The organism is Streptomyces sp. NPDC042364, assembly GCF_056437585.1.
The window spans coordinates 72,823-98,915 of the sequence record NZ_JBWKAJ010000014.1; the positions used below are offsets into that span (position 1 = coordinate 72,823).

A 26,093-nucleotide genomic window follows, 5' to 3' on the forward strand; every position below is an offset into this window, starting at 1 on the left:
AGCAGCGGGGAATGGCGACCGGCCGGGCCCGGCGTCCTCGTGTCCACGTGGGCCGGCCATGCGCCGCCGGGGCCGCGCCCGACAGGTGTCACGCGCTGGTCAGCATGCCTTCGCGCAGGCGGGACAGGAGGCGGGAGATCAGCCGGGAGACCTGCATCTGGGAGATGCCGAGGCGTTCGCCGATCTCTGCCTGGGTGAGTTCCTCCACGAACCGCCAGTGAATGATCTTGCGGTGGCGTTCGTCGAGTTCGGCGATCATCGGGGCGAGGGCGTGGAAGTCCTCGATCAGACCGAAGGCGGCGTCCTCGTCCCCGATGAAGTCCGCCAGCGCGGACTCGCCGTCCTCGCTGCTGTTGATCGCCGCGTCCAGGGAGGCCGACTTGTAGCCGTTGGAGGCCAGACGGGCCTCGACGACCTCGTCCTCCGGCAGGCTCATCAGCTCGGCGAGTTCCTTGGTCGTCGGTGTCCGGCCGAGCCGGCTCTGCAGTTCCTCGTTGGCGCGGGCGAGCTGGGCACGGGCCTCCTGGAGCCTCCGGGGCACGTGGACGGCCCAGGAGGTGTCACGGAAGAACCGCTTGATCTCACCGACGATGTAGGGGACCGCGAAGGAGGTGAACTCGACCTCGCGGGACAGCTCGAAGCGGTCGATCGCCTTGATGAGGCCGATCATGCCGACCTGGACGATGTCCTCCATCTCCTCCGGCCCGCGGCTGCGGAAGCGGCCGGCCGCGTAGCGGACGAGGGACATGTTCATCTCGATCAGCGTGTTCCGGGCGTACTGGTACTCGGGCGTGCCCTCCTCCAGTACGGCCAGCTGGTCGAAGAACAGCTTCGACAGCTCTCGTGCGTCCTTCGGCGCGACCTTGGAGGGGTCCGCGATCTCCGGAACGTCCACGGTCCGCCCAGTGATCTCCACGGTCGTCGCCATCATGCGCCCCTCCCACTCGTCGACCTCGTCCTCGCCGGCCCATCGTCCGGCAAGCACGCGCATACCCCGGCCGTCGATCCGCATTCCTGCGACTTCGGGATTTTTCTCGGCCCCGCTCGGCCTCCCCCGGTCCGGTGGGGCGGGCACCGCGTTGGCGGACGGCGAGCCGAAGCCCGTCGCGGGCCGCGGACCACCGGCAGGGGCGGGATCCCGGCCGCCGCGGCCGATGTCAGGCGGGCGGTCACCGAGTCGGCGACCGGCCGATGTCAGGCGGGCGGTCACCGAGTCGCGAGCACGATCGTGAGACGTGTCACCTGCGCCGCACTGCCCGCTCGTCGGACGCCAGGCACGAAGCCGAGCGGGAAGCGGTCGCCCCCGGTGAGAGCCGGCGGCGGTTGCCGTGCCAGTCGAGTACCAGGACCGTGGCGTCGTCCGCGAGGTTGCCCTGGCAGGCGTCCAGCACCGCGCCGGTCAGACGTCGTACGACCTCTCTGGGATGCAGGGCGCGGGTCTCGTGGAGGAGTGAGACCAGGTCGGCGGCCGCGGCCCCGCGGTCCTGCATTCCGTCGGTGAGCAGGATCAGGCGGTCTCCGGGACGCAGGCGCAGTTCCTGAGCGCGGTAGGGGATGGGTGCGGCGACGCCGAACGGCAGGTTGACGGCGAGCCGGACCTCTTCGACGGTGCCGTCGCGCAGCCGCAGGGGCCAGGGGTGGCCGGCGTTGACCAGTTCGCAGACGCCTGTTCCGAGCTCGACGCACAGCAACTGGCCGGTGGCCAGACCGCAGTTGTGACGCAACAGCGCCTGGTGGGCCTCTTCGGCCTGTCTGAGGGCGTCACAGCCGCTGCGGCGGGCCCGCCGCAGCGCGCCGATGAGCAGGGTGGCCAGCAGGGCGGAGTCCGTGTCGTGGCCCATGGCGTCGGTGATGGACAGATGCAGGGAGTCGCGGTCGAGGGTGTAGTCGTAGGTGTCGCCGCCGATGTCGTCGGCCGGGATCAGCCCGGCCGCGAGGGTGAACTGTTCGGCCTCGCAGCAGGGCGCCGAGGGAAGCAGTTGGTGCTGGATCTCGGCGGCCAGGCTGGTCTCGGTGGTGCGTCGGCCCAGGTGGTAGAGATCGGTGAACCGGCGGTCCGTCACGATGATGTAGGCGAGCGTGTGCGCCGCGTCGCGGACCTGCCGCAGAGCGGTGGCGTCGGCGGACTGGAGGGTCACCTCCAACAGGCCGATGCAGTCTCCGCGGTTGGTGACCGGGGTGACGACGCGCAGTCCGTCCTGCCCGTCCGGTTCCACGTACTGGCGCTGGCTCCGGAGCACGGCGTCGTAGACGCTGCCGTGCAGGGCGATCGGCTCGGCGCGGTCCATGACCTCGTCGCCGGCCGCCGCCAGGCGTACCAGCCGCTGACCGATGAGGTCGGCGAAGAGGAAGGACACGCGCTCCGCACCGAACCGCTTCTGCAGATCGCGTGCCACCACGTCGACGGACTCACCGGGCGGCGCCGCCTCCGCGGCGGCCAGCAATTCGCCCAGTTCAAGATCTGCGCGCTCCACGACAACCTCCTATCGGCTGCCGCAACTTTTTCCCCGAGATCCCGCGACATCACCCGATGTGCGCCATGGCACGCCGGACGGCCATCCGCCACACCGCAGTCTCCCGTCTACGGAGCGTGACGTCCGGTGGCATCCCCGTCGTGATCGTCGGGCAGGGCGATGCGGACGGTGATGCGTTTGCCGACGGGCTCCCGCTGCACCTCGAAGCCGTGCGCCACGGCCATGACGATCTCCAGGCCGTGCTGCCCCACTCGTCCCGGGTCGGCGGCCCGCGCCACCGGGAGGACGGGATCGCTGTCCCACACGGCCACCTCGACCATGGCGCCGGAGACGCGCAGCTCCATCAGCACCGGGCCAGGAGCGTACTTGCGCGCGTTGGTGACCAGTTCACTGACCACCAGCTGGGTCAGCTCCATCGCGCGCGCGGACACCGGCAGGCCGTGCTCGACCCGGACACGGGTGAGGAAGTCGGCCGCGCTGTGACGCGCCTGGGCGATGCAGGACCCGTCGCCGTCCAGGGCGACGGTGTCCTGGATCGGAGCCGCGTCGGGCATCACACCGCCCTCGCCGTCAGGAACTGATTCCGCCGGGTCCACTTTGATCCCCCGTTCACCTGCCTGCGCGTACCCCGCACCATGACTCACATGCTCCCTGAGATCGACCCAGGCATTGAACACCTGTTCGCCGTACCATCGTGGCAGGGTGCCGATGTACATCCTGTCGGACCCCCAGCACCCACCAGCGAGAGCAGTCGAGGACACGAGCGGTGACAGACACCCATGGAGCAGCCCGGCCCGGCCGGCTGTCGATCGACCTCACCTCCGTCGACGGTGTCCTGGTGGTCACCCTGCGCGGCGAGATCGATCACACCGTCAGGGAGCAGCTCACCGAAGCCCTGATGCCCGACGGGGGCACGGCCGCTCGGATCGTGGTCGATCTCAGCGGGGTGACCTTCATGGACTCCAGCGGCGTCAACGTCCTCGTCGCGGCCCACCACGAGGTGAGCGCCGCACGGGGGTGGCTGCGCATCGCCGGTGCCCGGGATCCCGTACGCCGGCTCCTGCACATGGTCGCCCTGGACCAGGTCGTTCCCTGTCATCCCAGCGTCGAGCAGGCTCTCACCGCCTGACCCGCGGGCATCGGATCTGCGGACGTCGGCTCGCGGGTCCCGCTCCGGACGGCGCCCGTGGTCATGCGGTCCGCCGGCATCCGGCCCGTGACACCGCGAGCCCTCTGCGGGTTTCCGTCCGCCGAGCGAGTTCGGACGCGGCGAATTCGGTTGTGCGGCGGGCGGGCCGACGTCTCCGCCCTGGCGGGCCTGGCCCTGATCGCCGAGGGCGGCGCCTTCGACACCGAGGGAACGGCGGACGAGGGCCGCGCCCGGCGCTTTCCGGGGTGGAGCACCCACGGGCACTGGATGCGCAACCGGGCCTGATGCATCGCGGTGGACCGCGTTGTGGCACCGGTTTCAGCCCTGGGAGCGGGACTCGATCGTCGCACGAGGCGCCCCGCGCGGCAGGTGACCGGCGACACGCCGCGGCGGCCCCTGCCGACCGGAGGGTGCTCCCCCGCCGTCTGGCCGAAATCGTCATGGTGGAGGGTGACGGACGCAATCCGGTCAGGCGACCCGGTCGGTCGACCGAGTCGCCTATGATGCCGGTATGGCCCATGTACCCGCGGCGGAGCGCCGCCCCCAGCTGATCAAGGCCGCCATCACCCTGATGACCAGGGAAGGTGTCGCCGCCGGCAGCACGCGCGCCATCGCCGCCGAGCTCGGGGTGGCCCAGGCGACCGTGCACTACACGTTCGGTACGAAGGAGGAGCTGTACCGAGCGGTCATGGAGCAGCTCACCCAGGATCTGGTCGCCCAGGTCGAGAAGGCGGCGCCCACGGACGCGAGCTTCGAGGACACGATCGCCACCCTCACCGAGGCGTTGTGGCGCACCGTGCTCGAACAGCCCGCGTCCTACCAGCTGCTCACCGAGCTCACCCTGTTCGCCCTGCGCACGCCTCATCTCGAAGAGGCGCTGCGCAGCCACCACAGCGGCGTCTCCGCGGGGACGGCGAAGCTGATCACCGAGGCCGCCGAGCGCACCGGTCACCGGCTCGCCCAGCCCGCCGAGACACTCGCGAAGTTCTACCTCGCGAGCTTCGACGGGCTGACGATGCAACATCTGACCCAGCCGGACGAGGCGGCCGAACGGGCCTGCCTGCGGGCCCTGATCGCCGCCGTCCTGGCCATGGCCTGACGCTCGGCGGGTCGGCAGGGAAAGGTGGCGCGGGTCGGCGGCCCGGCCCCGGCTCACTGATCCTTCGGCGGAGCGGTGCTCTCCCGGACGGTGAGGGTGGTCGCGATCTCAAAGCCCATCTGGGGGACTTGCTCGCCGCGGCCGAGCGCGAGCGCCAGTTCGGTGGCCGCGGTGGCCATCTCGGCGAGCGGCTGATGGACGGTGGTCAGGGGCGGGTCCATCCAGGCCACGGCCGGTACGTCGTCGAAGCCCACCACGCTGAGGTCGTCCGGGATGCGCAACCCGAGCTCCCTGGCTGCCTGGTAGACGCCGACCGCCTGCATGTCGTTCGCGGTGAACACGGCGGTGGGTCTCCCGGGCCGGGACAGCAACTCCCGTGCCGCGGCGTACCCGTGCTCGCGGGTGAGCTGTGTCCTGACCACCAGACCGGGTTCCACCGGCAGGCCGGCCTCCGCGAGAGCGGACGAGTAACCGGACAGCCGGGCGAGGCAGAAGGCGTGGTCCGGTCCGCTGATCATGGCGATGCGCCGGTGCCCCAGACCGACCAGATGGCGGGTCGCCGCCTGCCCGCCCCTCCAGTTCGTGGCCCCCACGAACGGCACGCCGTCGGGCAACTCGTCGATCGGGTCGAACACCACGAACGGGATGCCCCGTGCCTTCAGCTGCTCGCGCTCCGCCTCCGAGAGCTGCGCCACCGAGAGGACGCACCGGGGACGCCGGCCGACGGTGTCGTCGATGGTCATGCCGGAGCTGTCGTGGAGCCCGAACTCCGACACCAGGACACCGATCCGGTTCTTCCGGGCCACCCGTTCGACACCGCGGATGATCTCCACGGCCCACATGCTCTCCAGCTCGCGGAACACCAGCTCCACGAGATTGCTGCGGTTCTTGGGGGGTTTGCGGTAACCGTGCTGGTGGATCAGTTGCTCCACGCGGGCCCGGGTCTCGTCCGACACCCCCGACCGGCCGTTGAGCACCTTCGAGACGGTGGGTACGGAGACGCCCGCGGACTCGGCGATGTACGCGATCGTCACCGACGCCGGTCCCTCGCCGCGCTCTTCGTGGCCCTCCGCCGAAGGTTGTCCCGCTCGGTTGTCCGGCACGGTCGCCCCTTCTCCTCCCCTGGCCTGCTGCCCCGACATTCTGGCACCTCGCGCCGAGGCGGGTGATCAGGCGGTTTCCCGGGCCGGCACCACCGTCGTCCCTCCCCCGGGGGCTGCGTCAGCGGTCGAGGTAGAAGCGGACGGTGGTGCCGTCATGGGCGGTGTGGAGGCGTACCAGGTCGGCGATGTGGTGGACCAGCATCAGACCGCGTCCGCCCAGCTGGTCGCGTGCCGGGGGCCGGCGGCCGGCCAGCGGGTCGGTCAGCCGTCCGTGGTCGTGGACCTCGCAGACGACCTGCCCGCCCTCGGTCCAGATCCGCAGCGTCCCCGATCCGCCGCCGTGCACCACGCTGTTGGTGGTCAGTTCGGCGACCGCGAGCGCCAGGTCCTGCAGCCGGACCCCGGTCAGGCCGAGTCGCCGGGCCTCCCGCACCGCGAACGCGCGGACCTCCGGGAGCGCGTCCGCGTCGAACGGCAGGGTCGCCGCCCCGGGCGGGCCGGTGAGGGGCTCGTTGTAGCGGGCGACGACCCGCTCGGGTGCGTAGGTGTCGCTGGGCATCTCGACGCCGGACTCGATGACGACGGGGTGCGTGGCGTGGGCGTCGGCGAGCACCGTCGGCGCCAGGGCGTCCGCGTCGTACGGGCAGAGGATCGTCACCTCGCGCCCCTGGAAGGCCTGGTTGATGAGGGCCTCGTGCTGGACGCACGCCGGGTACTCCGTCGCCGAGCGGGCGGCCCAGATCGGCTCCCCGATGATCCTCACCCGGCCGCCCCGGTGGGCGTCGGCGAAGGCACGCAGGACTCCGGGGATGATCCGCCCCGGGTTGCGGCCCGCCCGCGTCATGTCGAGGAACTCGACCCGGGCGGCGTCGGCGCCCATCCCGGCCCTGATCAGGTCGAGGTTGGGGCCGGGCACGGCGACGGCGACGGCCTCTCCGGCGGACAGGCCGTCCAGCAGGAACGGCACCGTGCCCGCCGTGTACTGATCCTCACCGCGGTAGAACAGCGCGGGGTGCCCGAAGGGTCCGCTTCCGGTGGCCGCCGTCATCGCCCCACCACCTCGATCGTCGGAAGACCCGGCCAGAACAGATCGAGGATGCGCGTCAGCTCCGGCGGCGGACGGTGCACGACGATGCGGCCGGTGGTCAGTCGCTGCGCGGTGACCGCCAGCGCCGCCGCGCCGCCGACGTCGATGGACATCAGACCCGACAACTCCACGTGGGAGACGTCCCCATGGGTGCTCGCCACATCATTCAGGGCCTGTTCCCAGGATGAACGCGTGATCACGTTGATCTCTCCAGCGGCACGGATCCCGGGGCGACCGCACAGCGAACGGATCTCCAGCGCGGCGCCCCCGGGCTGCGGTGCCGGGGCCGTACTGTCCCCACCGTCGGCGGCATCCACGTTCCCTCCCCTGCGTCATGCCGATGGACGACGCTCCACCCGCTCCCCGCTCACCGCGCTCCTGTAAACGGCAGACCAAAAGTCACGTCATCGTATATCCCGCCGCTGCCCCGGACTTCGAGGCCCCGAGGGCATGGTGTGCGCCCCGCCGGAGACGCACGCTTCGAGGCGGGGCGCACTGCCGGACCGAACGTGGCAGCGGTCCCCGGCATCCCCGGCAGGGCCAAGGGCGGGGGCTCCGGGAATCCAGCCACGTCCCCGCCGCAGGTCAAGGATCAAGTCAGTCGACCCGCACTCCCACGATGCAGGTGTCGTCGTCCGTGTCCGACTTGCTGTAGGTGAGCAGGCGGTCCAGTTGCTGGTCGAGGGTGGGCGGGACCGTGCGCGCGGCCGTCAGCAGCTGGGCCAGCGATTCCTCCACGGAACGGTCACGGCGTTCGATCAGGCCGTCCGTGTACATCAACAATGTGTCGTCGACGGCCAGTTGCACCTCGTGCTCCTCGTACGTCGCCTCGGGCACGGCACCGAGCAGCAGGCCCTTGACCAGCGGGAGCGGTGCCGCCTCGCCGTCGCGCACCAGGACGGGCGGCAGATGGCCCGCCCTCGCCCAGCGCAGGGTGCGGACCTCGGGGTCGTACAGGCCGCAGACCGCCGTGGCGGTGACGGCGCCGTTCAGATGGTGGGCCACCATGTTGAGCCAGGACAGCAGCTGGGCCGGTCCGGCGCCCGTCACGGCGAGGCCCCGCAGCGCGTTGCGCAGGACGACCATGCTGGTGGCCGCCTCGATGCCGTGGCCGGCGACGTCCCCCACACACAGCAGCACCAGCCGGGACGGCAGGACGACCGCGTCGTACCAGTCGCCGCCGACCAGGTGCTGGGTCTCCGCGGGCCGGTAGCGGACGGCCACCCGCAGTCCGGGGGCCTCCAGCGGGGCCTGCGCGGGGGGCATGATCGCGTGCTGGAGCTGGAGGGTCAGCCGGTTGCGTTCGCTCGCCTGCTGCTCGGTGTGGGCGAGCTGGTCACGGGTGGCGGCGAGGGCGACCTCCGTCCAGTGGTGGGCGGAGATGTCCTGGTAGGCCCCTCGTACGACGAACAGTCTGCCGTCGGAGTCGAGAACCGGCTCGGCCACCACGCGGATGTGCCGGGTCACGCCGTCGGGGCGCTGGAGCCGGAACGCCGTGGACGCGGGACGGCGGTGGTGCAGCAGGGTACGCAGGAACCTACCGATGGCGACGGCGTCGTCGGGGTGGGCGTGGGCGGGCAGGGCCTCCAGCGGGACCGGACCGGCGGAGACCGGCTTGCCGTAGAGGCTGTAGAGCTGGCCGTTCCAGGTGATCTCGCCGGTGAGCAGATTCTCCTCGAAACCGCCGATGCGGCCGAGGCGCTGGGCGTGCTGGAGCAGACTCGCGAGGCGGGCCGTCTCGTCCTCTATCCGCCAGATGAGCAGGACGCTGCCCCCGTGGCGGCTGATGTTGATGTCGGCGACCGCCGCCAGCGGGACGTCGTCCACCAGGGCGGTGAGCCGCATCCGGTGGGCGCGGAACGGCTCACCCGTGGCGTAGACGCGTTCGACCTGCTCGAACAGTTCGCTGTCGCCGGCGGCCATCGGGTAGGCCTCCAGCAGCAGGGCCCCGTTGACGACGCCCCGGGGCCGGCCCGCCGGGTCGAGGAAGCGCCGGTTGACGTGGTGGATGCGGAAGTCGACCAGTTCCCCGTCCGCGTCCAGGTGCGGGACGAGCACCAGCGCGGGGTCGTGGAGGCCGTCGGCCAGATCCATCAGTTCGGCTACGGCCGGCAGGAGCCCGGGGCGGGTGTCGCCGTCGGGCCGGCGCGGGAGGTACGTCTCCAGTGTGTGCGCGCACAGCTCGGCCAGGGCCTCCACCTGGCGGACGATCTGCGGTGGCTGGGGCTCCAGCGGTGTCGGCCAGACGATCTCCAGCACGCCGTGGATGCGGCCCCCGGTGCCCGCGGGGACGGCGGCGCGACCGCCGTCGGGGTGATGGTGCCGGCCGATGGAGGGCAGACCGGTCTCCGACAGACAGCCGATCCACTGGCCGGTCCGTTCGCCCAGTCCGCGACGGGCCACGGTCGCCACCCCCGGCGGCACATACCGCCAGCGGCCCGCCTCCGCCGCCGAGAACCCGGCGCTGCCCGCCAGGGTGAGGGAGCCGTCCGCGTCCAGCGCCCAGATGGCGACGGCCTCCGCGCCGAGCGGCGTCAGGGCGTGTTCCAGCAGGGAGTCCGCCACGGCCTGCGCGTCGTTCGCGGCCAGCGCTCCGCTCTCGGCGGTCCGCAGCCGGACGGCGAAGGAGCCGTCCCCGGCCGGGTCGGCGGTGTCGCCGCGGTTCGCCGTGGTCGCGAGGAACGCGGTCGTCACCTCGGAGAGCCGGTCGCGGGAAGCCTGGTTGATGACCTCGACGGCGAACTCGAGCGGCGTCACACCCGCTTGCTCGGCCAGCTCGGCGAGCTGCCGAGCCGCCTGGGCCGGTCCGCAGCGGAGGCGCTCGACGAGGATGCCCTTGGCCAGCTCGACCAGGGCACGGCCGTCGGCTTCCGCCTGGGCCGTCTGTACCTCGCGCCGCAGTCGCTCCACGGTCGCGGCGAGCCGCCCGACCGGGGACGGCTGTCCCTTGCCGTCCGCTTCTTCCGTACCGGTGACGGCCACCACGTCGCCGTCCGCGTCCCGGCCTGGGGCGGAACGGGCGACGGACACGGACACCTCCGGGGTCAGGCCGGTGGCGAGCAGGTCGCCGCCCGCCGTCGGGTCGCCGGCGGACAGCCGGCCCATCGGGGAGCCTGCGTCCGGTGGGTCGGTCGGCTGGTGAAGGTTGCTCACAGTTGGCCTGTTCCTCGGCTCGGGCGTCCGGGGACGCCAGGCGGTCGGCTGGTTCGCGCGGCGGGGCGGCGCCCCGTCACGTGGACAGCCAGCGTCGGACGCGGCCGATGAGGTCGTTGGTGTCGACGGGCTTGGTGACGTAGTCGTTGGCGCCCGAGGCGAGGCTCTTCTCCTGGTCGCCGGGCATGGCCTTCGCCGTGACGGCGATGATGGGCAGATCGGCGTACTGCTCCATCGCGCGGATCTCGGCGGTGGCGGTGTACCCGTCCATCTCCGGCATCATCACGTCCATCAGGACGAGCGAGACGTCCGGGTGGGCGAGCAGCATCTCGATGCCCTTGCGGCCGTTGTCGGCGTGCAGGACATGGAATCCGTGCAGTTCGAGAACCCCGCTGAGGGCGAAGAGGTTGCGCGCGTCGTCGTCGACCACGAGCACTGTACGGCCGACGAAGGCGTCGTCGACGACCTCGGCCGTACGCTGGAGGTCCTCGGCCCGCACCAGGGACAGGACGTCACCCGGTTCCTCCGCGGACAGGTGCAGGGTGATCCGTTCCCGCAGCTCGTCCAGGCTGGACAGGAAGTCGAGTGGGCGGGTGTCCGCGCGGGAGCGCAGCGTCTGCTCCTGGGCCAGGTCCACACGGTGCCCGGTGTGCACCAGGACGGGGACGCTGGCCAGCGCCGAGTCGCCCTCCATGGCCTCCAGCAGCCGTGCGCCCTCGCCGTCGGGCATCCCGAGTTCCAGGACGACGCAGTGGCAGGGGTCGGCGGCCAGGGTGCTCGCCGCCTCCTGAGCACCCACCGCCGTGATGATGTCGATCGCGCCGAGCGGATCGTCGGGGTCGGGCGCGATGTCCGCGACGGCCCGCTCGGCGACGAGGGTCAGCAGCCCGCGCGGACGCTCCTCGACGACGAGCAGGCGCCGCCTGCGCCGTTCCGGCGTCACGGCCGGGGCGGCGTCCGGCCGGGAGGCCGGCGGGAGTTCGACGGTGTGCGACTGCTCCACGGGCCGGCCGCCGCCTGCGAGCACGTCCTCGAAGTCGGCGCGTGCCACGGGGAGGTACAGCGTGAAGGTGCTGCCCTGACCGGGGGTGCTGTCGACCGTGACGGCGCCGCCCAGCAGATGGGCGATCTCCCGGGTGATCGACAGACCGAGGCCGGTGCCGCCGTACTTGCGGCTGGTGGTGCCGTCCGCCTGCTGGAACGCCCCGAAGATCGCCTCCAGTTGCTGCTGGGGGATACCGATCCCGGTGTCCTTCACCCGGAAGGCGACGACGGGACCGCCGCGGAGGACGCCCACGGGCACCTCCCGGTCGGCGGCGGGTTCGATGCGCAGTTCGACACCGCCCTGTTCGGTGAACTTCACGGCGTTGGAGAGCAGGTTGCGCAGGATCTGCCGCAGCCGGGAGTCGTCGGTGAGCAGGTCGGCCGGTGTGCCGGGCGCGGTGGCGACCGTGAAGTTCAGGCTCTTCTGCGTGGTCATCGGCCGGAACGTCGCCTCGACGTACTCCAGCAGCTTGCGCAGCGGGACCCGCTCGGGGGCGACGTCCATCTTGCCGGCCTCGACCTTCGACAGGTCGAGGATGTCGTTGATCAGCTGGAGCAGGTCGGAGCCCGCCGAGTGGATGATGCCCGCGTACTCGACCTGCTTGGGGGTGAGATTGCGCGAGGGGTTCTGCGCGAGCAGCTGGGCGAGGATCAGCAGGCTGTTGAGCGGGGTGCGCAGTTCGTGGCTCATGTTGGCCAGGAACTCCGACTTGTACTTCGACGCCAGCGCCAGCTCCTGGGCGCGGGTCTCCAGCTCCTGCCGGGCCTGTTCGATCTCCAGGTTCTTGGCCTCGATGTCGCGGTTCTGCGAGGCCAGCAGCGACGCCTTCTCCTCCAGTTCGGCGTTGGAGCGCTGGAGTTCGTCCTGCTGCACCTGCAACTCGGCGGAGCGGGACTGGAGTTCGGCGGTAAGCCGCTGGGACTCGTCCAGCAGCTCGTCGGTGCGGGCGTTGGCCACGATGGTGTTGAGGTTGACGCCGATGGTCGGCATCAGCTGGGCGAGGAAGTCCTGGTGGATCTGGGTGAAGCGGGTGACGGAGCCCAGTTCGATGACACCGAGGACCTGGTCCTCGACCACGATGGGCAGCACCACCAGGGCGCTGGGCAAGGCCTGGCCGAGACCGGAGGAGATGGTCACGTAGCCGGGCGGGAGTTCCTCGACGCTGATGGGCCGGCGGTTGCGCGCGGCCTGCCCGACCAGGGAGCGTCCGACGGGGATGCGGTCGGGCCGGTCGGTGTCGTCGGGGTAGCCGTACGAGCCCACCAGCCGCAGCTCGGGGCCGCGGGTGGTGTCCTCGGCGAGGTAGAAGGCGCCGTACTGCGCCGAGACCAGCGGCGCGAGTTCGTCCATGACGAGTTCGGCGACGACGGGCAGCTCGCGGTGGCCCTGCATGAGGCCGGAGATCCGGGCGAGGTTGGTCTTCAGCCAGTCCTGCTCCTGGTTGGCCCGCGTCGTCTCGCGCAGGGACTCCACCATGGAGTTGATGTTGTCCTTCAGTTCGGCGACCTCGCCGGACGCCTCCACGGTGATCGAGCGGGTCAGGTCGCCCTCGGCGACGGCGCTCGCGACCTCGGCGATCGCGCGGACCTGGCGGGTGAGGTTGCCGGCCAGTTCGTTGACGTTCTCCGTCAGCCGCTTCCAGGTGCCCTCGACGCCCTCGACCTCGGCCTGTCCGCCGAGCCGGCCCTCGCTGCCGACCTCGCGGGCGACGCGGGTGACCTCGGCGGCGAACGAGGACAGCTGGTCGACCATCGTGTTGATGGTGGTCTTCAGCTCCAGGATCTCGCCGCGCGCGTCGACGTCGATCTTCTTCGACAGGTCGCCGTTGGCGACCGCCGTGGTCACCAGGGCGATGTTGCGGACCTGGCCGGTGAGGTTGTTGGCCATCGAGTTGACGTTGTCGGTCAGGTCCTTCCAGGTGCCGGCGACGTTCGGCACGTGCGCCTGGCCCCCGAGGCGTCCTTCGGTGCCGACCTCGCGGGCGACGCGGGTGACCTCGTCGGCGAACGCGGAGAGGGTGTCGACCATCGTGTTGATGACGTCCGCGAGGGCGGCGACCTCGCCCTTGGCCTCGACGGTGATCTTCTGGGACAGGTCGCCGCGGGCGACGGCGGTGGCGACCTGGGCGATCGAGCGGACCTGGCCGGTCAGGTTGGACGCCATCACGTTGACGTTGTCCGTGAGGTCCTTCCACGTGCCCGAGACGCCGCGGACGATCGCCTGTCCGCCCAGGTTGCCCTCGGTGCCGACCTCGCGGGCGACACGGGTGACCTCGTCGGCGAACGCGGAGAGCTGGTCGACCATCGTGTTGATGGTGTTCTTCAGCTCCAGGATCTCGCCCCGCGCGTCCACCGTGATCTTCTGCGACAGATCACCCTGGGCCACCGCCGTGGCGACCTGGGCGACATTGCGGACCTGTGCGGTGAGGTTGCCCGCCATGAAGTTCACGGAGTCCGTGAGGTCGCGCCAGGTGCCCTTCACGCCCTTGACGTCCGCCTGCCCGCCGAGTCGTCCCTCGGTGCCGACCTCGCGGGCGACACGGGTGACCTCGTCGGCGAAGCCGGAGAGCTGGTCGACCATCGTGTTGATGGTGTTCTTCAGCTCCAGGATCTCCCCGCGCGCGTCCACCGTGATCTTCTGCGACAGATCACCCTGGGCCACCGCCGTGGTCACCTGGGCGACATTGCGGACCTGCGAGGTCAGGTTGCCCGCCATGAAGTTCACCGAGTCGGTCAGGTCGCGCCAGACGCCGGCGACGCCCGGCACCTGGGCCTGGCCGCCGAGGCGTCCCTCGCTGCCGACCTCGCGGGCGACACGGGTGACCTCGTCGGCGAACGACGACAACTGGTCGACCATCGTGTTGACGGTCTCCTTCAGCTGGAGGATCTCGCCCCGCGCGGGGACGTCGATCTTCTGCGACAGATCGCCCTTGGCGACCGCGGTCGCCACCTGCGCGATGTCGCGCACCTGGGTGGTCAGGTTGCCCGCCATGGCGTTGACCGAGTCGGTGAGGTCCGCCCAGGTGCCCGAGACCCCCGGCACCTCGGCCTGACCGCCGAGTGTGCCCTCGGTGCCCACCTCGCGCGCCACACGGGTCACTTCCGAGGTGAACACCGACAGCTGGTCCACCATGCCGTTGAAGACCGTGGCGATGTCGCCGAGCAGGCCCTCCCCGTCGGACGGCAGCCGGGTGCCGAAGTCGCCGTCGCGTACGGCGGTCAGTCCGGCCAGCAGTTGCCGCAGCTCCTGCTCGCCCGGGGCCCGGTCGGTGGCCTCGATCGTCCTGCTGCTCATGCGCACCCTCGTTCCGCTCCCCTAGAGCCCTCACCCCGAGGACTCGGAACCCGCGCCGGGCCCCGGGTGAGGCCCGCTCATCCTCGGCGTTTCCGCAGTTCACGGATGAGCCGGATGAGAAAATCCGGTGAAGGTTAACTCAGTTGTCGCGCCACGACCAAAGCCTCGTACGGAGATCCCGGCCGCCGCGAGAAGACCCCGGACCGAGGGGAATACTTCGACGATCGGGGGGCACTCGGCGTGGTTCGCCCGCGCCGTCCCGGGCCCGTCGTCCCCCGCTCATACTGCCGGGCCGTGCCGCGCCCGGGGAGCCCCGTGCGGCCCGGTTCGCGTCGTGTCCGTGGCCGGCCGAAGACCGGCCACGGCGACACCCGGGAGTGGTCCCGCCCGGCGCCGGGCACCTCGCTCGACGAGGCTCTGCGCGTCGCCCCCGAACCGGCGGGGCCGGGGACGCCCCGGCGTCATCCACAGGTCCGGCGCGGGGGCGCCCGGTCGGAAGGCTTCGGGCGGTGATGGCGCCGGGGGCCGTGGTCGCGCGTGGGCGGCCAGGCCGTCGGTGCCCTCGCTGGTCCTCGGCGCGATGAGGACCCGCCGGCAGGGGGTGCCGGCGTCCCGCAGAGGCGGAGACGCCGCGGTAGCTCCGACGGAGATCCCGCCCCGCGCGGTCCGCGGCGTCCCGTGGCACCGACGGTCTCGGTGACGGCGCTGTCGCCCTTCCGTGTGCTGATCTCACCGGACCCGCCCAGGCGGCCGGCCGGGACACCGCCGGCGAGGGCGGTGTGGCGGGCGCTCTCCGCCTCACCGAGCCTGGCCGGGCCCTGCGCGCCCTCGAAGGCGGCGTCGCCGAGCCGTCCGACGGCCTGGAACCCGACGCGCCCGCCGCCGTGCCCTCGGCGCGGAAGCGGGCGGACAGTTGGACGCTCACCTCGACGGATCAGGGTCCCGAGGAGCCGGCTCTTCGCCTCCGGGGCCCGGAACCGCTGAAAGCCGTCGGCATGCCCGGCCTCGGTCCGCTCCGCCGCCTTCACGTCGCCGCTCTCGGCGGCGTCAGCGGCCAGGACCCCGACCGTGCTGTCGGCCCGGCCGGTGGCGGCGAACCGGATGCGTCCGGCGGGGATACCGAGGGCGGCGGTCACGGGGGTCCGGGGGGCGTACGGGCGACGAGGTGGTCGCGCCCGGCCGTCGCCATGACGGGATGTGAACGCTACTTGACGGACCCGGCCATCACTCCCTGCACGAAGTGCCGCTGGAAGGCGAAGAACACGACCACCGGCACGATCAGCGACAGGAAGGCGCCCGGCGCCAGTACGTCGATGTTGCTGCCGAACTGGCGGATCTGCGACTGGAGTTCCACCGTCAGGGGCTGGGACGAGCCGTCGGCGAACAGCAGCGCCACCAGCATGTCGTTCCACACCCACAGGAACTGGAAGATGGCGAGGCTCGCGATCGCCGGCCGTCCCACCGGCAGGACCAGCCGGGTGAAGATGCGCCACTCGGTGCCCCCGTCCATCCGGGCCGCCTCCAGCATCTCCTTGGGGATCTCCGCGAAGTAGTTCCGCAGCAGGAAGACGGCGAACGGCAGTCCGTAGGCGACGTGGAAGAGGACGACACCCGGGATGGTGCCGAACAGCCCCAGCTGGCCGAAGAGTTTGGCCACCGGCAGCAGACCGATCTGCACCGGCACCACCAGCAGGGCGACCACCAACAGGAACAGCGCGTCACGTCCGGGGAAGTCCAGCCAGGCGAATGCGTAGCCGGCGAGCGCCGCGATCACCACCACGAGGACCGTCGTCGGCACGGAGATCAGCACGGTGTTCCAGAACGCCTGGGTGATCCCCGCGTTCTGCAGCAGCGCCGCGTAGTTGTCGAAGGACAGCTGCCCGGGACTGGTGAACGTCGTCCACCAGCCGCCTCTGGCCGTGTCCTCCGCGGACCGCAGGGACGACAGGAGCAGCCCGGCCAGCGGGGTGAGCCAGATCAGCCCGATGACCACCAGGAAGGCCTGGACCAGGCTGTTGCCCAGCCCGCGCCGGAGCGCGCCGATACTCATCGCTGACTCCCTCGGAAACGACGGACGTTGAAGACCATGGCCGGGATCACCAGCAGCAGGAGCAGGACCCCGAGGGCACTGCCCAGCCCCTGGTTGTTGCCGCCGCCGAAGGACACCAGCCACATCTGGGTGGCCAGCACGGTCGCGTCCTCCTGCACCGGTCCGGGCGCGATGATGTAGACGAGGTCGAACACCTTCATCACGTTGATGACGAGGGTCACGAAGACCACGGTCAGCACGGGCGCGAGCAGGGGCACGGTGATCCGCCGGAACACCTGCCACTCGTTGGCGCCGTCCATCCGCGCCGCCTCCAGCGTGTCCCGCGGCAGGGTGGACAGGCCCGCGCCGATCAGCACCATGGCGAAACCGGTCCAGATCCACAGATAGGCGCCGATGATCGCCGGGGTGACGAGCGCCGGGCCGAGCCAGGAGACGCCGTCGTAGGGCGGGGCGAAGTTCGAACCGGGGAGGCTGACGGTGTACGCGCCCTCCTCCAGGTCCGGGAAGCGGAAGGAGCCGTCGGCCGCGGTGGTCGTGCTCGCGACCGTCTTCCCGTCGCGCACCGCCTCGACGGTCATCCGGGGCAGGCCGCTCTCCTGCGGGTCGACCCGACCCGCCCGGCCGCCCCCGCCGCGGGTGAAGTCGAGGTAGACGACACCCCGCAGTTCACCGGTGGCCGCCTTGCGGGCGGCCGCCGCTCGGGCCGGTTCGGCGCCCTCGGGGAGGTCCTTGGGCGCGACGCCGACGAGGCCGAGGGAGACCGTGTCGCCGGGCGACACCGTCGTGCTGGTGCGGTACGAGCCGTCGGCGCCCCCGGAGAGGCCCTGGCCGTCACGGGCACGGGCCGTCGGGTACGACGAGGAGCCCTGGAAGGCGTCGTGGACGCCGACCACCGCCGCGTTCAGGACGCCCTTGTCGGGGTCCTCGTCGTACGCCAGCCGGAAGATGATGCCGGCGGCGAGGAAGGAGACGGCCATGGGCATGAAGAGCAGCAGCTTGAACGCGGTGGCCCAGCGGACCTTCTCGACGAGCACTGCGAGGATCAGCCCCAGCCCGGTCAGCAGGGCAGGTGCCACGACCACCCAGATCGCGGTGTTGCGGACGGCCTTGAGGGTGGCGGGGTCGCGGAACATCTCGGTGTAGTTCTCGCCGCCGACGAACCGGGTGCCGGTGGCGTCGAAGAGGCTGCGGCCCACGGAGAACAGCACCGGGTAGACGACGAGCGCGCCGAGCAGGAGCAGCGCGGGGAAGACGAAGAGCAGGGCGACGATCCGGCCCCGCCGCCGGGCGCGCCGTTTGCGGACGGCGGTTCCGGCGGCGGGGGGAGCGGCCACCTTCGTGGCAGTGGCGGTCATCGCGGTCAGCCCTTGTAGGCCTTGGCCGCGGCGGTCTCCAGCTGTGCGGCGGTCCCCTTCGGGTCGGACGGGTCGCGCAGGAAGTCCTGGAGGATCTTCCACTCACCGGCGCCCTTGGTCCCGCCGAAGGCGGCCGGGGCCTGGTCGGACATGTCGAAGCGGACGGAGTCCCCCGCCGCTATGAGGGATTCGGCGGTGGTGCGGGTGACGTCGTCGCCGTAGGCGGCGGGGTCGACCTTCTTGTTCGGGGAGAGGAAACCGCCCGCCTCCGCCCACACCGCGGCGGCCTCGGGGGTGGCCAGGTACTCCAGCAGGGCCATGCCGGCCTTGGTGTTCTTGCCGTCCTTGAGGACGACGGCCGCGTCACCGCCGCTGACCACGGGGGCCTTGCCGCCGCCGACCGGCGGGAACGGGAAGAAGTCGGCGTCCTCGCCGATCTTCCTGCCGAACTGGTCCTTGGCGACACCGGCGACGAAGTCGCCCTCGTAGACCATGCCGGCCTCCGGCTCGGGGCCGAAGACCTTCTCCACGGAGCCGGGGAAGTCGGTGTTGAGGGCGCCCTTCTGCCCGCCCGCCAGCAGCTGCTTGTCGCCGAACAGCTCACCGAGTGTGGTGAGCGCGTCGACCACGCTGCCGTCCGTCCACTTCAGCTTGTGTGCGGCGAGGGCGTCGTACTTCTCGGGGCCCGCCTGGGAGAGGTAGACGTTCTCGAACCAGTCGGTGAGCGTCCAGCCGTCCTGGCCGGCGACGGAGAAGGCGGCGAGACCCGAGTCGGAGACGGTCCGCCCGGCCTTCAGCATCTCGTCGTACGACTTCGGCGGCTTGACGCCCGCGGTGTCGAGGGCGTCGGGGCTGTACCAGACGGTCGACTTGTGGGCGGCCTTGAAGTACAGGCCGTAGAGGGTGCCGTCGACGCTTCCGTAGTCCTTCCACACCGTGGCGTAGTTGGCGTCGACGGACTTGCGCGCGGTGCCGGACAGCGGCTTGAGCCAGCCGTTCTGGGCGAACTGCTGGAGCACTCCGACCTGCGGGACCATCACCACGTCGGGGGCGTTGCCGCCCTCGATCTTGCTGCCGACGACGGTGGAGACGTTGTCACCGGTGGAGACGAACTGGGTCTTGGCGCCGGTCTTCTCGGTGAAGGCGTCCAGCACCTTCTGGAAGTTCTTCTGCTCGCTGCCGGACCAGACGCCGGCGACGGTGACCGTCTGGCCGTCGAGCGTCTTGTCGCCGCCGCCCGCGGAGACGGGGCCGCCGCCTCCGCACGCGGTCGTGCCGAGCGCCAGGGCGAGGGCGGTGCAGCCGGTGAGCAGGGTGGTACGTCGTCGCATCATCGTTGATGTCCCTTCGGAGCGGGGGAACGGACGGTGGAGGGGTGTGGGGTTCAGGAACCGGCGTCGTCGCCGATCCACCAGGCGGCCGTGGAGCCGGGGAGGACCCCGGCCGGGCAGGGGCCGCTGGACAGCAGGGGGGTGCCGGCGACGGGCGCGGGCGAGGGGGCGGTGCCGAAGTTGACGGCGCAGACCAGGCCGTCGCCGCGGACGAAGCCGAGGACGCCGGGCTGGGTGTCCAGCCAGCGCATCTCGCCCTCGCCCAGCTGGGGCAGGGCGGCGCGCAGCTGGAGGCCGTCGCGGTAGAGGTGCCAGAAGGAGCGGGTGTCGGCGAGCGCGCGGTCGGTGGCGTACTGGGCGAAGTACTCGGGCTGCGGAAGCCAGGGCTTGACGCCCTCGACGCCGGAGGTGAAGCCGAACGGCGAGGCCTGCCCGGACCAGGGCAGCGGCACCCGGCAGCCGTCGCGGATGCGGGCGCGGCTGCCGGTGCGGCGGAAGATCGGGTCGGTGAGCACGTCGTCGGGCAGGTCGACGACCTCGGGCAGGCCCAGCTCCTCGCCCTGGTAGATGTAGGCGGCTCCGGGCAGCGCCAGCATCAGCAGGGCGGCCGCGCGGGCGCGGGCCGCGCCGAGTCCGCTGCCCTCGACGGCGGGCTCGCCGTAGCGGGTGACCGTGCGGACCTGGTCGTGGTTGTTGAGGACCCAGGTGACGGTCGATCCCGTGCCCGCGATGTCCTGCATGGCCTCGGTGATGACCTTGCGGAAGGCGTCGGCGTCCCAGGAAGCGCTCAGCAGGTCGAAGAAGAACGCCTGGTGCAGTTCGTCGGGGCGGACGTACAGGGCGTGTTCGCGGGCCGTGGGGACCGAGACCTCGCCGACCAGGAGCCGCTCGCGGCCGTCCCGCTCGGTGTACTCCTCGCACACCGCCCGCCAGTGCCGCCACACGTCGTGGACCTCGGGCTGGTTCCAGGCCAGCGGGTTGACCGAGTCGCGGGTGCGGGCGTCGGCCTCGGGGTCCGGCGAGTCGGGCAGCTCGGGGTGCTTGAAGAGGCCGGCGGCGACGTCGATGCGGAAGCCGTCGACGCCCCGGTCCAGCCAGAAGCGCAGGACCCGGTCGAAGTGCGCGCCGACCTCGGGGTCGCGCCAGTTCCAGTCGGGCTGCTCGGGCGTGAACATGTGCAGGTACCACTGGCCGGGCCGGCCGTCCGCCTCGGTGACGCGGGACCAGGCGGGGCCGCCGAACATGGCGTGCCAGTTGTTGGGCGGCTCCGCTCCGTCCGGTCCCCGCCCGTCGGCGAAGTGGAAGCGGGCGCGGGCCGCGCTGCCCGGCGCGGCGGCCAGGGCCTCGCGGAACCACGGGTGCTCGGTGGAGCAGTGGTTGGGCACGATGTCGAGGAGCACCTTGATGCCGAGCCGCCGGGCGGTCGCCACCAGCAGGTCGAACTCGGCGAGGTCGCCGAAGAGCGGGTCGACGTCGCAGTAGTCGGCGACGTCGTAGCCGTGGTCGTGCTGCGGGGAGGGATAGAAGGGGCTCAGCCAGATGCCGTCGACGCCCAGCTTCTTGAGGTACGGCAGTCCGGCCCGGACCCCGGCGAGATCGCCGACGCCGTCGCCGGTGCTGTCCAGAAAGCTGCGGACGTACACCTGGTAGATCACTGCGTCACGCCACCAGTGACGTGACTCGATGCGCTTGGAGCTCACCCCGTTGACCTGTCTGTGCGGGCTGACTGTTATGCATGCATGTTATGTAGGCGTTTCACGAGGGTGTCAACGAGTGAACAGCAGGTATCTGGAATCCGGACCTTTATATGCGGATATTTCATCCCAAGAGACGGCGGGTCGATACGCGGGCGTTACCTAACATGTAAGTAGGGGGGTGGCGCGGCGGCGGGGAAGGGTCAGCCGCGGCGGGAGATGTCGGCCAGCTCCCGGGTGAGCCGCCGCACCGCGGCCTCGGGCGTCGCGTGGCCCGTCATCGCGTCGTGGACGACGGCCTGCACGACCATGCTGACCTGGTCGTAGTGCGGGCTCTTCGGGCGCGGCGCGGCCGCGAGGACGCTTCTGCGCAGCGTCGGCAGATAGGGGAACTGCCGGATCAGTTCCGGGTCCCGGTAGAGATCCGCGCGCACGGGGGGCAGCGCGCCCCGGGTGAGGACCTGCCGCTGGACGCGCTCGCTGGTGAGGTACGCGATCAGGCGCGCGGCGGTGTCGGGGTGTTCGGCGTGCGCGTTGACGGCGAGGTTGGAGCCGCCGAGCACGCTGGTGCCGGGCCCGTCCGGCCCGGGCAGCGGGGCGGCGCCGATCCTGCCGGCGACCGCGGAGCCGGGGGCGGAGGCGCCCACGTAGGCGTAGGGCCAGTTGCGCAGGAAGAGCAGCCGGCCGTCCTGGAAGGCCTGCTTGGACTCCTCCTCCTTGTACTCCAGCGCCTCGCGGGGTATCCACCCGTCACGTACCCCGCGGGCGAGGAATCCGATGCCCTCCCGGGCCGCGGAGCCCACGGTGACGCGTTCGCCCTCGTCGCCGAGGATCGTGCCGCCCGCCGAGTACACCGCCTCGGCCGCGTTGACGGTGAGGCCCTCGTAGGGCAGGAACTGGCCGGCGTAGCCGCCCAGGCCGTGCTCGGGGGCGATGGTCTTCGCGTAGTGCTCCAGTTCGGCCCAGGTGCGGGGCGGCGGGACACCCTCCTCGGCGAGGACGTCCTTGCGGTAGAGGAGCAGACCGGCGTTGGTGACGTACGGGACGGCGTACAGCTGCTCGTCGTAGGTCGCCGTGTCCACGACCGGCCGGAGGAAGCTGCCGAGCGGGAAACGGTTGCGCGGCAGCGGGCGGATCCAGCCGGCGGCGGCGAACTCCGAGGTCCAGGTGACGTCGATGTTGAGCACGTCGAAGCGGCCGCGGTCGCCGCCGCGCAGATCGGTGATCATCTGGGCGCGGGTCTCGTCCGCGGAGTCCGGCAGTTCGACGAGGCTGACCCGCTCCCCGGGGTGGGCGCGGTTCCAGCCCTCCAGGAGGGGGCCGAGGTAGCCGGTGAGGTCGCCCGCGGTGGCCAGGGTCAGCGGGCCGCGGCCCCGGAGTCCGCCCTGCGCCTGCGCGCCGGAGGCGCCGTAACCGGCGAGGATGACCGCGAGAACGAGGAGGCCCCTACCGGCGGCGCGTATCCACCGCATAGGTTCCTCCTTGTGCACCCGGCGCCGGGCACCTTCGCCGGGCGTCAGAGGCTATGTATACCCGTTAGGTATGGGCGATACTAGGGCCTGGAACACAATACGAGGCTGCGAGGAGGACAGCTCGAGTGCGCCTGCCCCTCCTGGCCTTGCTGGCGCGCGGCCCGGCCCACGGCTACGAGCTCAAGCAGGACCTTGAGCAACTCCTGGGTGCCGCGTACCCTCAGCCGAACATCGGCCAGATCTACGTGACCCTCGGCCGCCTCGAGAAGTCCGGTCTGATCGAGGGCGAGGAGGTCGAGCAGGCGAGCCGGCCCAACAAGAAGATCTACCGCCTCACCGCTGCCGGGCAGGAGGCGCTGCACGCTTGGTACGAGGAGACGTCGGACGAGCCGCGGGTGCGGGACGAGTTCTTCATGAAGCTCGCGCTCGCCCCGCAGACCGGTCTCGCCGACCAGGTCGCCCTGATCAACCGACAACGGCGCCACTACCTGAACACCATGCGCAATCTGTCGAAACTCGCCACGGCCGACAACAGGGACAACCGCATCGCCCAGCTGCTGATCGAGGGCGCCATGCTGCATCTCCAGGCCGATCTCGACTGGCTGGAGCGCTGCCAGGAGGAACTGGAGAAGCCGGAATGAGCGACGCTCCCACTGCCGTGCTGCGGGCCGAGGGGCTCGTCAAGACCCATCACGGGGAGGGCGCTCCCGCCCATGCCGTGCGCGGGGTGGACCTGTGCGTGCGGCGGGGCGAGTTCGTGGCCGTGACCGGCCCGTCCGGTGCGGGCAAGTCGACGCTGCTGCATCTGCTCGGCGGACTGCAGCGCCCGGACAGCGGCAGCATCTGGCTGGACGGCGAGCCCACGGACACCTACAGCGAGGCCCGCTGGGCCGTGGAGCGGCGGCGCCGGATCGGCATCGTCTTCCAGTTCTTCAACCTGGTCTCCAATCTGTCGGTCGCGGACAACGTGGAACTGCCCGCGCTGCTGGCCGGTGTCTCCGCCAAGCGGGCCCGCGCCGAGCGCGCGGAACTGCTGGCCGAGCTGGGGCTCGCCGGCAAGGAGCGGAGCATGCCGGGCGAGCTGTCGGGCGGCGAGCAGCAGCGGGTCGCGCTGGCCCGCGCCCTGGTCAACCGTCCGCCGCTGCTGCTGGCCGACGAGCCCGCGGGCAGCCTGGACAGCAAGGGCACCCGTGAGGTGATGCGGCTGCTCTCCCGTTTCCACCAGCGCGGCCAGACGATCCTCCTCGTCACCCATGACGCCCGGCTGGCGAGCGCCGCCGACCGGGTGATCAGTTTCTTCGACGGCCGGATAGCCGACGACGTCGAGCTGGACGGCGCCCCGTCGCCCGGCGCGGGGGTACCCGCCGTGCTGGAGCTGAGGGACTGACGGATGCGAGCCATGTTGCGCTGGGCGCACTCCGACCTGCGCGCCCACCGGGGCGAGGCGCTGTTCCTGGTGCTCGCCACCGTCGGCATCGTCACGTCCCTGCTGCTGGCGACGGCGCTCTTCGGGTACGCGACCAACCCGTGGCAGCGTCTGTTCACGCAGTCCCGTGGCGCCCATGTGTGGATCCACACCGCCCCCTCCGCCGAGGTGTCCGAGCTGGCCGGGCTGGCGGGCGTCGAGTCCGCCGCCGGTCCCTACGCGACCGCCGCAACCGCGGTCACCTCCCGTGGCGCCCGCGCCTCCGTGGAACTGCGCGGCACGTCCGAGCGGCCCGAGGTGGGCCGCCCGCTGCTCACCTCCGGCCGCTGGCTGGATCCCGGCAGGCCCGACGGCGTGGTCCTGGAGAGCAGCCTCGCGCGGGCGCTGCTCGCCGGCCCCGGGGACGTGCTCTCCCTGCCCGGTGACACCGGGAAGCTGACCGTGGTGGGCGTCGCCGACAGCGCCGAGCCGCGCTATCGCAAGGGCGAGCGGCCGGGGCTGGTCTGGGTCCCGCCGGCCGCCCTGCCGGCCGCCGCCGAGAGCGGCAAGGTGATCGGGCTGCGCCTGACGGACCCCGACGACACCGACTACGCCGTCCAGCGGGCCGTCACCCTGCTCGGCGCCGATGCGGTCAGCGAGGTCTCCGCGTGGCAGCAGGCGCGGGCCGAGGCGGAGGGCGACAACCGGCTGCTGGGTCTGGTGCTGGGCCTGTTCGGGCTGGGCGCGCTGGTCGCCGCCGGGCTGGCCGTGCACGGGGCGATCGGCACCCGCATCCGGGGGCATCTGCGGGACATCTCCATCCTCAAGGCGATCGGCTTCACCCCCGGTCAGGTCGTACGGATCTTCCTGCTCCAGCATCTGGCGTACGCACTGCTGGGCGCCGTGGCCGCGGCGGCGCTCACCCAGGCGCTGGGCCCGCTGCTGCCCGGGCGCCTCGGGGACGCGGTCGACCTGTGGCAGGGCATGCCGGGGCACACGGCGGCCCTCGTCGCGGTGCCGGTGGGAGTGGTGCTGTTCATCGGCGCGACCACCGGGCTCGCGGCCTGGCGGGCGGGGCGCGTGCCCCCCGTTCCGGTGCCGCGGACCGGTCTGCCGGCCGGCGGACCGTTGTCGGGGGCGGCGCGCCGGGCGCTCGGCCTCAGGCTGCCGCCCGCGCTGGTTCTCGGCTGGCACCGGGCGTTCACGCGCCGCCCGCGGGCCCTGGCCACCATCGCCCGCCTCGCGCTGCCGCTGACGCTGATCGTGGTGGCGCTGAGCGCGTGGACGACCATCGACCGCTTCCACAGCGAGCCGGAGCGGATGGGGCTGGCGGCCGCACTGACCGTACGCGCCGACGACGGCCCGGGCGACCCGACGGCCCGGACGCTCCTGGCACGCCACCCCGAGGTGGTCGCGGCGCATCCGGGTGTCGAGGTGGCGGCCCTGGTCTCGGGCCAGACGGCCACGATCGCGTTGCGCGGCCTCGGCACGGACGCGGAACCGTACCCGTTCACGCTGGCCGAGGGCCGTCCCGCCAGTGGCCCCGACGAGGCGGTGGCCGGGCAGGGCCTCCTGGACCTGCTGGACGTGGCGGTCGGCGACTGGGTGCGGCTGACCGTGGCCGGCCGACCGCAGATCCTGCACATCGTGGGCCGCAGCATCGAACCGGAGAACGCGGGCCGGGTCATCTCCACCTCGCTCGACACCCTGCGGGAGAACGACCCCGGGCTCCGGCCGACGCTCTACCAGGTGCGGCTGCGCGCAGACGCCGATCCGCAGCGGGTCGCCGCCGAACTGACCGCCGCGGCCGGTCCGGGCCGGCTGGACGTGCACACGGTGACGAACCCCGCCGACGGTCTGTCGCCGCTGCGCGGTGTCGTCGTCGGACTGCTGGGCGTGCTCGCGCTCATCGGGCTCGTCGAGCTGCTGACGGCCATCGGCGGCACGGTGCGCGAGAGCGAACGGGATCTGCTGGCGCTCAAGGCCATCGGGCTGTCGCCGCGGCAGATCACCGGCATCACCGTCACGGCCACCGGCTGCACCGCCCTCGCCGCGGCGGCGGTCGCGCTGGCGCTGGGGCTTCCGCTCGCCCACTGGCTGATCGACGCGCAGGGAAGGTCCAGCGGCATCGGGGCCGGGATCGCGCGGGGCCCCTCCCCCGCGGTCCTGGCGGTCTTCGCCGTGGCGGCGGTGCTGGGCGCCCTGGCACTCGCCGTCCTGCCCGCGCTCCGCGCCGCCCGCCGCCGTCTGGCGGACACGCTGGGCGCGGTGGCGTAGCGCGCGGCACCGCCGTGAGCGAGCCGACCGGACCGGCGGATGGCCCGGCGTCGGGCGCCCGGGGCTCACCGCCCGGCGTGGTAGGCGCCCGTCCCGGACACCCC

Annotated in this window: 19 protein-coding genes; 6 read left to right on the plus strand and 13 right to left on the minus strand. The window is 71.9% G+C overall.

What is annotated here, in order from left to right; genetic code table 11:
• Positions 1 to 88: 88 nt before the first annotated feature.
• From AC067N_RS25955 to AC067N_RS25965, 3 genes are all read right to left on the minus strand, one after another.
• On the minus strand, positions 89 to 931 hold the full coding sequence (locus AC067N_RS25955) for an RNA polymerase sigma factor SigF (protein ID WP_478681381.1): 843 nt from the start codon (positions 929 to 931) through the stop codon (positions 89 to 91).
• A gap of 307 nt (positions 932 to 1,238) precedes the next feature.
• On the minus strand, positions 1,239 to 2,474 hold the full coding sequence (locus tag AC067N_RS25960; RefSeq protein WP_478681278.1) for a PP2C family protein-serine/threonine phosphatase: 1,236 nt from the start codon (positions 2,472 to 2,474) through the stop codon (positions 1,239 to 1,241).
• A 107-nt stretch (positions 2,475 to 2,581) separates the two neighbouring features.
• Complete coding sequence (locus tag AC067N_RS25965) at positions 2,582 to 3,028, minus strand: ATP-binding protein (RefSeq protein WP_478681279.1); 447 nt, start codon at positions 3,026 to 3,028, stop codon at positions 2,582 to 2,584.
• 212 nt (positions 3,029 to 3,240) lie between these two features.
• On the opposite strand from AC067N_RS25965, the gene AC067N_RS25970 reads away from it, so the two are divergent.
• The 3 genes from AC067N_RS25970 to AC067N_RS25980 all read left to right on the plus strand — a co-directional run bounded on the left by AC067N_RS25970 (position 3,241) and on the right by AC067N_RS25980 (position 4,723).
• Complete coding sequence (locus AC067N_RS25970; protein ID WP_478681280.1) at positions 3,241 to 3,603, plus strand: STAS domain-containing protein; 363 nt, start codon at positions 3,241 to 3,243, stop codon at positions 3,601 to 3,603.
• A 150-nt stretch (positions 3,604 to 3,753) separates the two neighbouring features.
• A complete protein-coding gene (locus tag AC067N_RS25975) occupies positions 3,754 to 3,909 on the plus strand; it encodes a hypothetical protein (RefSeq protein WP_478681281.1) in 156 nt (51 codons plus the stop codon).
• Between the two features lie 226 nt (positions 3,910 to 4,135).
• Positions 4,136 to 4,723: a TetR/AcrR family transcriptional regulator gene (locus AC067N_RS25980; protein ID WP_478681282.1), complete on the plus strand. Its 588-nt coding sequence runs from the start codon at positions 4,136 to 4,138 to the stop codon at positions 4,721 to 4,723.
• A 53-nt stretch (positions 4,724 to 4,776) separates the two neighbouring features.
• On the opposite strand, the gene AC067N_RS25985 is transcribed toward AC067N_RS25980, so the two are convergent.
• From AC067N_RS25985 to AC067N_RS26030, 10 genes are all read right to left on the minus strand, one after another.
• Complete coding sequence (locus AC067N_RS25985) at positions 4,777 to 5,757, minus strand: LacI family DNA-binding transcriptional regulator (RefSeq protein WP_478681382.1); 981 nt, start codon at positions 5,755 to 5,757, stop codon at positions 4,777 to 4,779.
• Between the two features lie 187 nt (positions 5,758 to 5,944).
• Positions 5,945 to 6,874, minus strand: coding sequence for an anti-sigma factor RsbA family regulatory protein (locus tag AC067N_RS25990; RefSeq protein WP_478681283.1), 930 nt, complete (start codon positions 6,872 to 6,874; stop codon positions 5,945 to 5,947).
• Positions 6,871 to 7,230: an STAS domain-containing protein gene (locus AC067N_RS25995; RefSeq protein WP_478681284.1), complete on the minus strand. Its 360-nt coding sequence runs from the start codon at positions 7,228 to 7,230 to the stop codon at positions 6,871 to 6,873. The genes AC067N_RS25990 and AC067N_RS25995 overlap by 4 nt, the downstream gene beginning before the upstream one ends.
• Positions 7,231 to 7,510: 280 nt before the next feature.
• Positions 7,511 to 10,018, minus strand: a complete 2,508-nt coding sequence (locus tag AC067N_RS26000; protein ID WP_478681383.1) for a SpoIIE family protein phosphatase — start codon at positions 10,016 to 10,018, stop codon at positions 7,511 to 7,513.
• Positions 10,019 to 10,142: 124 nt separating this feature from the next.
• Entirely contained in the window at positions 10,143 to 14,405 is a 4,263-nt protein-coding gene (locus tag AC067N_RS26005; protein WP_478681285.1) for a HAMP domain-containing protein, read from the minus strand.
• Between the two features lie 1,204 nt (positions 14,406 to 15,609).
• Entirely contained in the window at positions 15,610 to 16,449 is an 840-nt protein-coding gene (locus AC067N_RS26010; RefSeq protein WP_478681384.1) for a carbohydrate ABC transporter permease, read from the minus strand.
• Positions 16,450 to 16,451: 2 nt separating this feature from the next.
• The gene (locus AC067N_RS26015; RefSeq protein WP_478681286.1) at positions 16,452 to 17,810 is read right to left on the minus strand and encodes an ABC transporter permease subunit; all 1,359 of its coding nucleotides are present in this window, start codon (positions 17,808 to 17,810) and stop codon (positions 16,452 to 16,454) included.
• 5 nt (positions 17,811 to 17,815) lie between these two features.
• Positions 17,816 to 19,144, minus strand: a complete 1,329-nt coding sequence (locus AC067N_RS26020) for an ABC transporter substrate-binding protein (RefSeq protein WP_478681287.1) — start codon at positions 19,142 to 19,144, stop codon at positions 17,816 to 17,818.
• A 50-nt stretch (positions 19,145 to 19,194) separates the two neighbouring features.
• Positions 19,195 to 20,841, minus strand: coding sequence for a glycoside hydrolase family 13 protein (locus AC067N_RS26025; protein WP_478681288.1), 1,647 nt, complete (start codon positions 20,839 to 20,841; stop codon positions 19,195 to 19,197).
• A gap of 197 nt (positions 20,842 to 21,038) precedes the next feature.
• On the minus strand, positions 21,039 to 22,307 hold the full coding sequence (locus AC067N_RS26030; protein WP_478681289.1) for an ABC transporter substrate-binding protein: 1,269 nt from the start codon (positions 22,305 to 22,307) through the stop codon (positions 21,039 to 21,041).
• Between the two features lie 125 nt (positions 22,308 to 22,432).
• On the opposite strand from AC067N_RS26030, the gene AC067N_RS26035 reads away from it, so the two are divergent.
• Genes AC067N_RS26035 through AC067N_RS26045 form a run of 3 tightly spaced genes read left to right on the plus strand, consistent with a single transcriptional unit; the run spans position 22,433 to position 25,989 of the window.
• The gene (locus AC067N_RS26035; RefSeq protein WP_478681290.1) at positions 22,433 to 22,948 is read left to right on the plus strand and encodes a PadR family transcriptional regulator; all 516 of its coding nucleotides are present in this window, start codon (positions 22,433 to 22,435) and stop codon (positions 22,946 to 22,948) included.
• Positions 22,945 to 23,694: an ABC transporter ATP-binding protein gene (locus AC067N_RS26040; protein ID WP_478681291.1), complete on the plus strand. Its 750-nt coding sequence runs from the start codon at positions 22,945 to 22,947 to the stop codon at positions 23,692 to 23,694. Before AC067N_RS26035 ends, AC067N_RS26040 begins: the two co-directional genes overlap by 4 nt.
• Before the next feature lie 3 nt (positions 23,695 to 23,697).
• Positions 23,698 to 25,989: an ABC transporter permease gene (locus AC067N_RS26045; RefSeq protein WP_478681292.1), complete on the plus strand. Its 2,292-nt coding sequence runs from the start codon at positions 23,698 to 23,700 to the stop codon at positions 25,987 to 25,989.
• Positions 25,990 to 26,093: the final 104 nt, after the last annotated feature.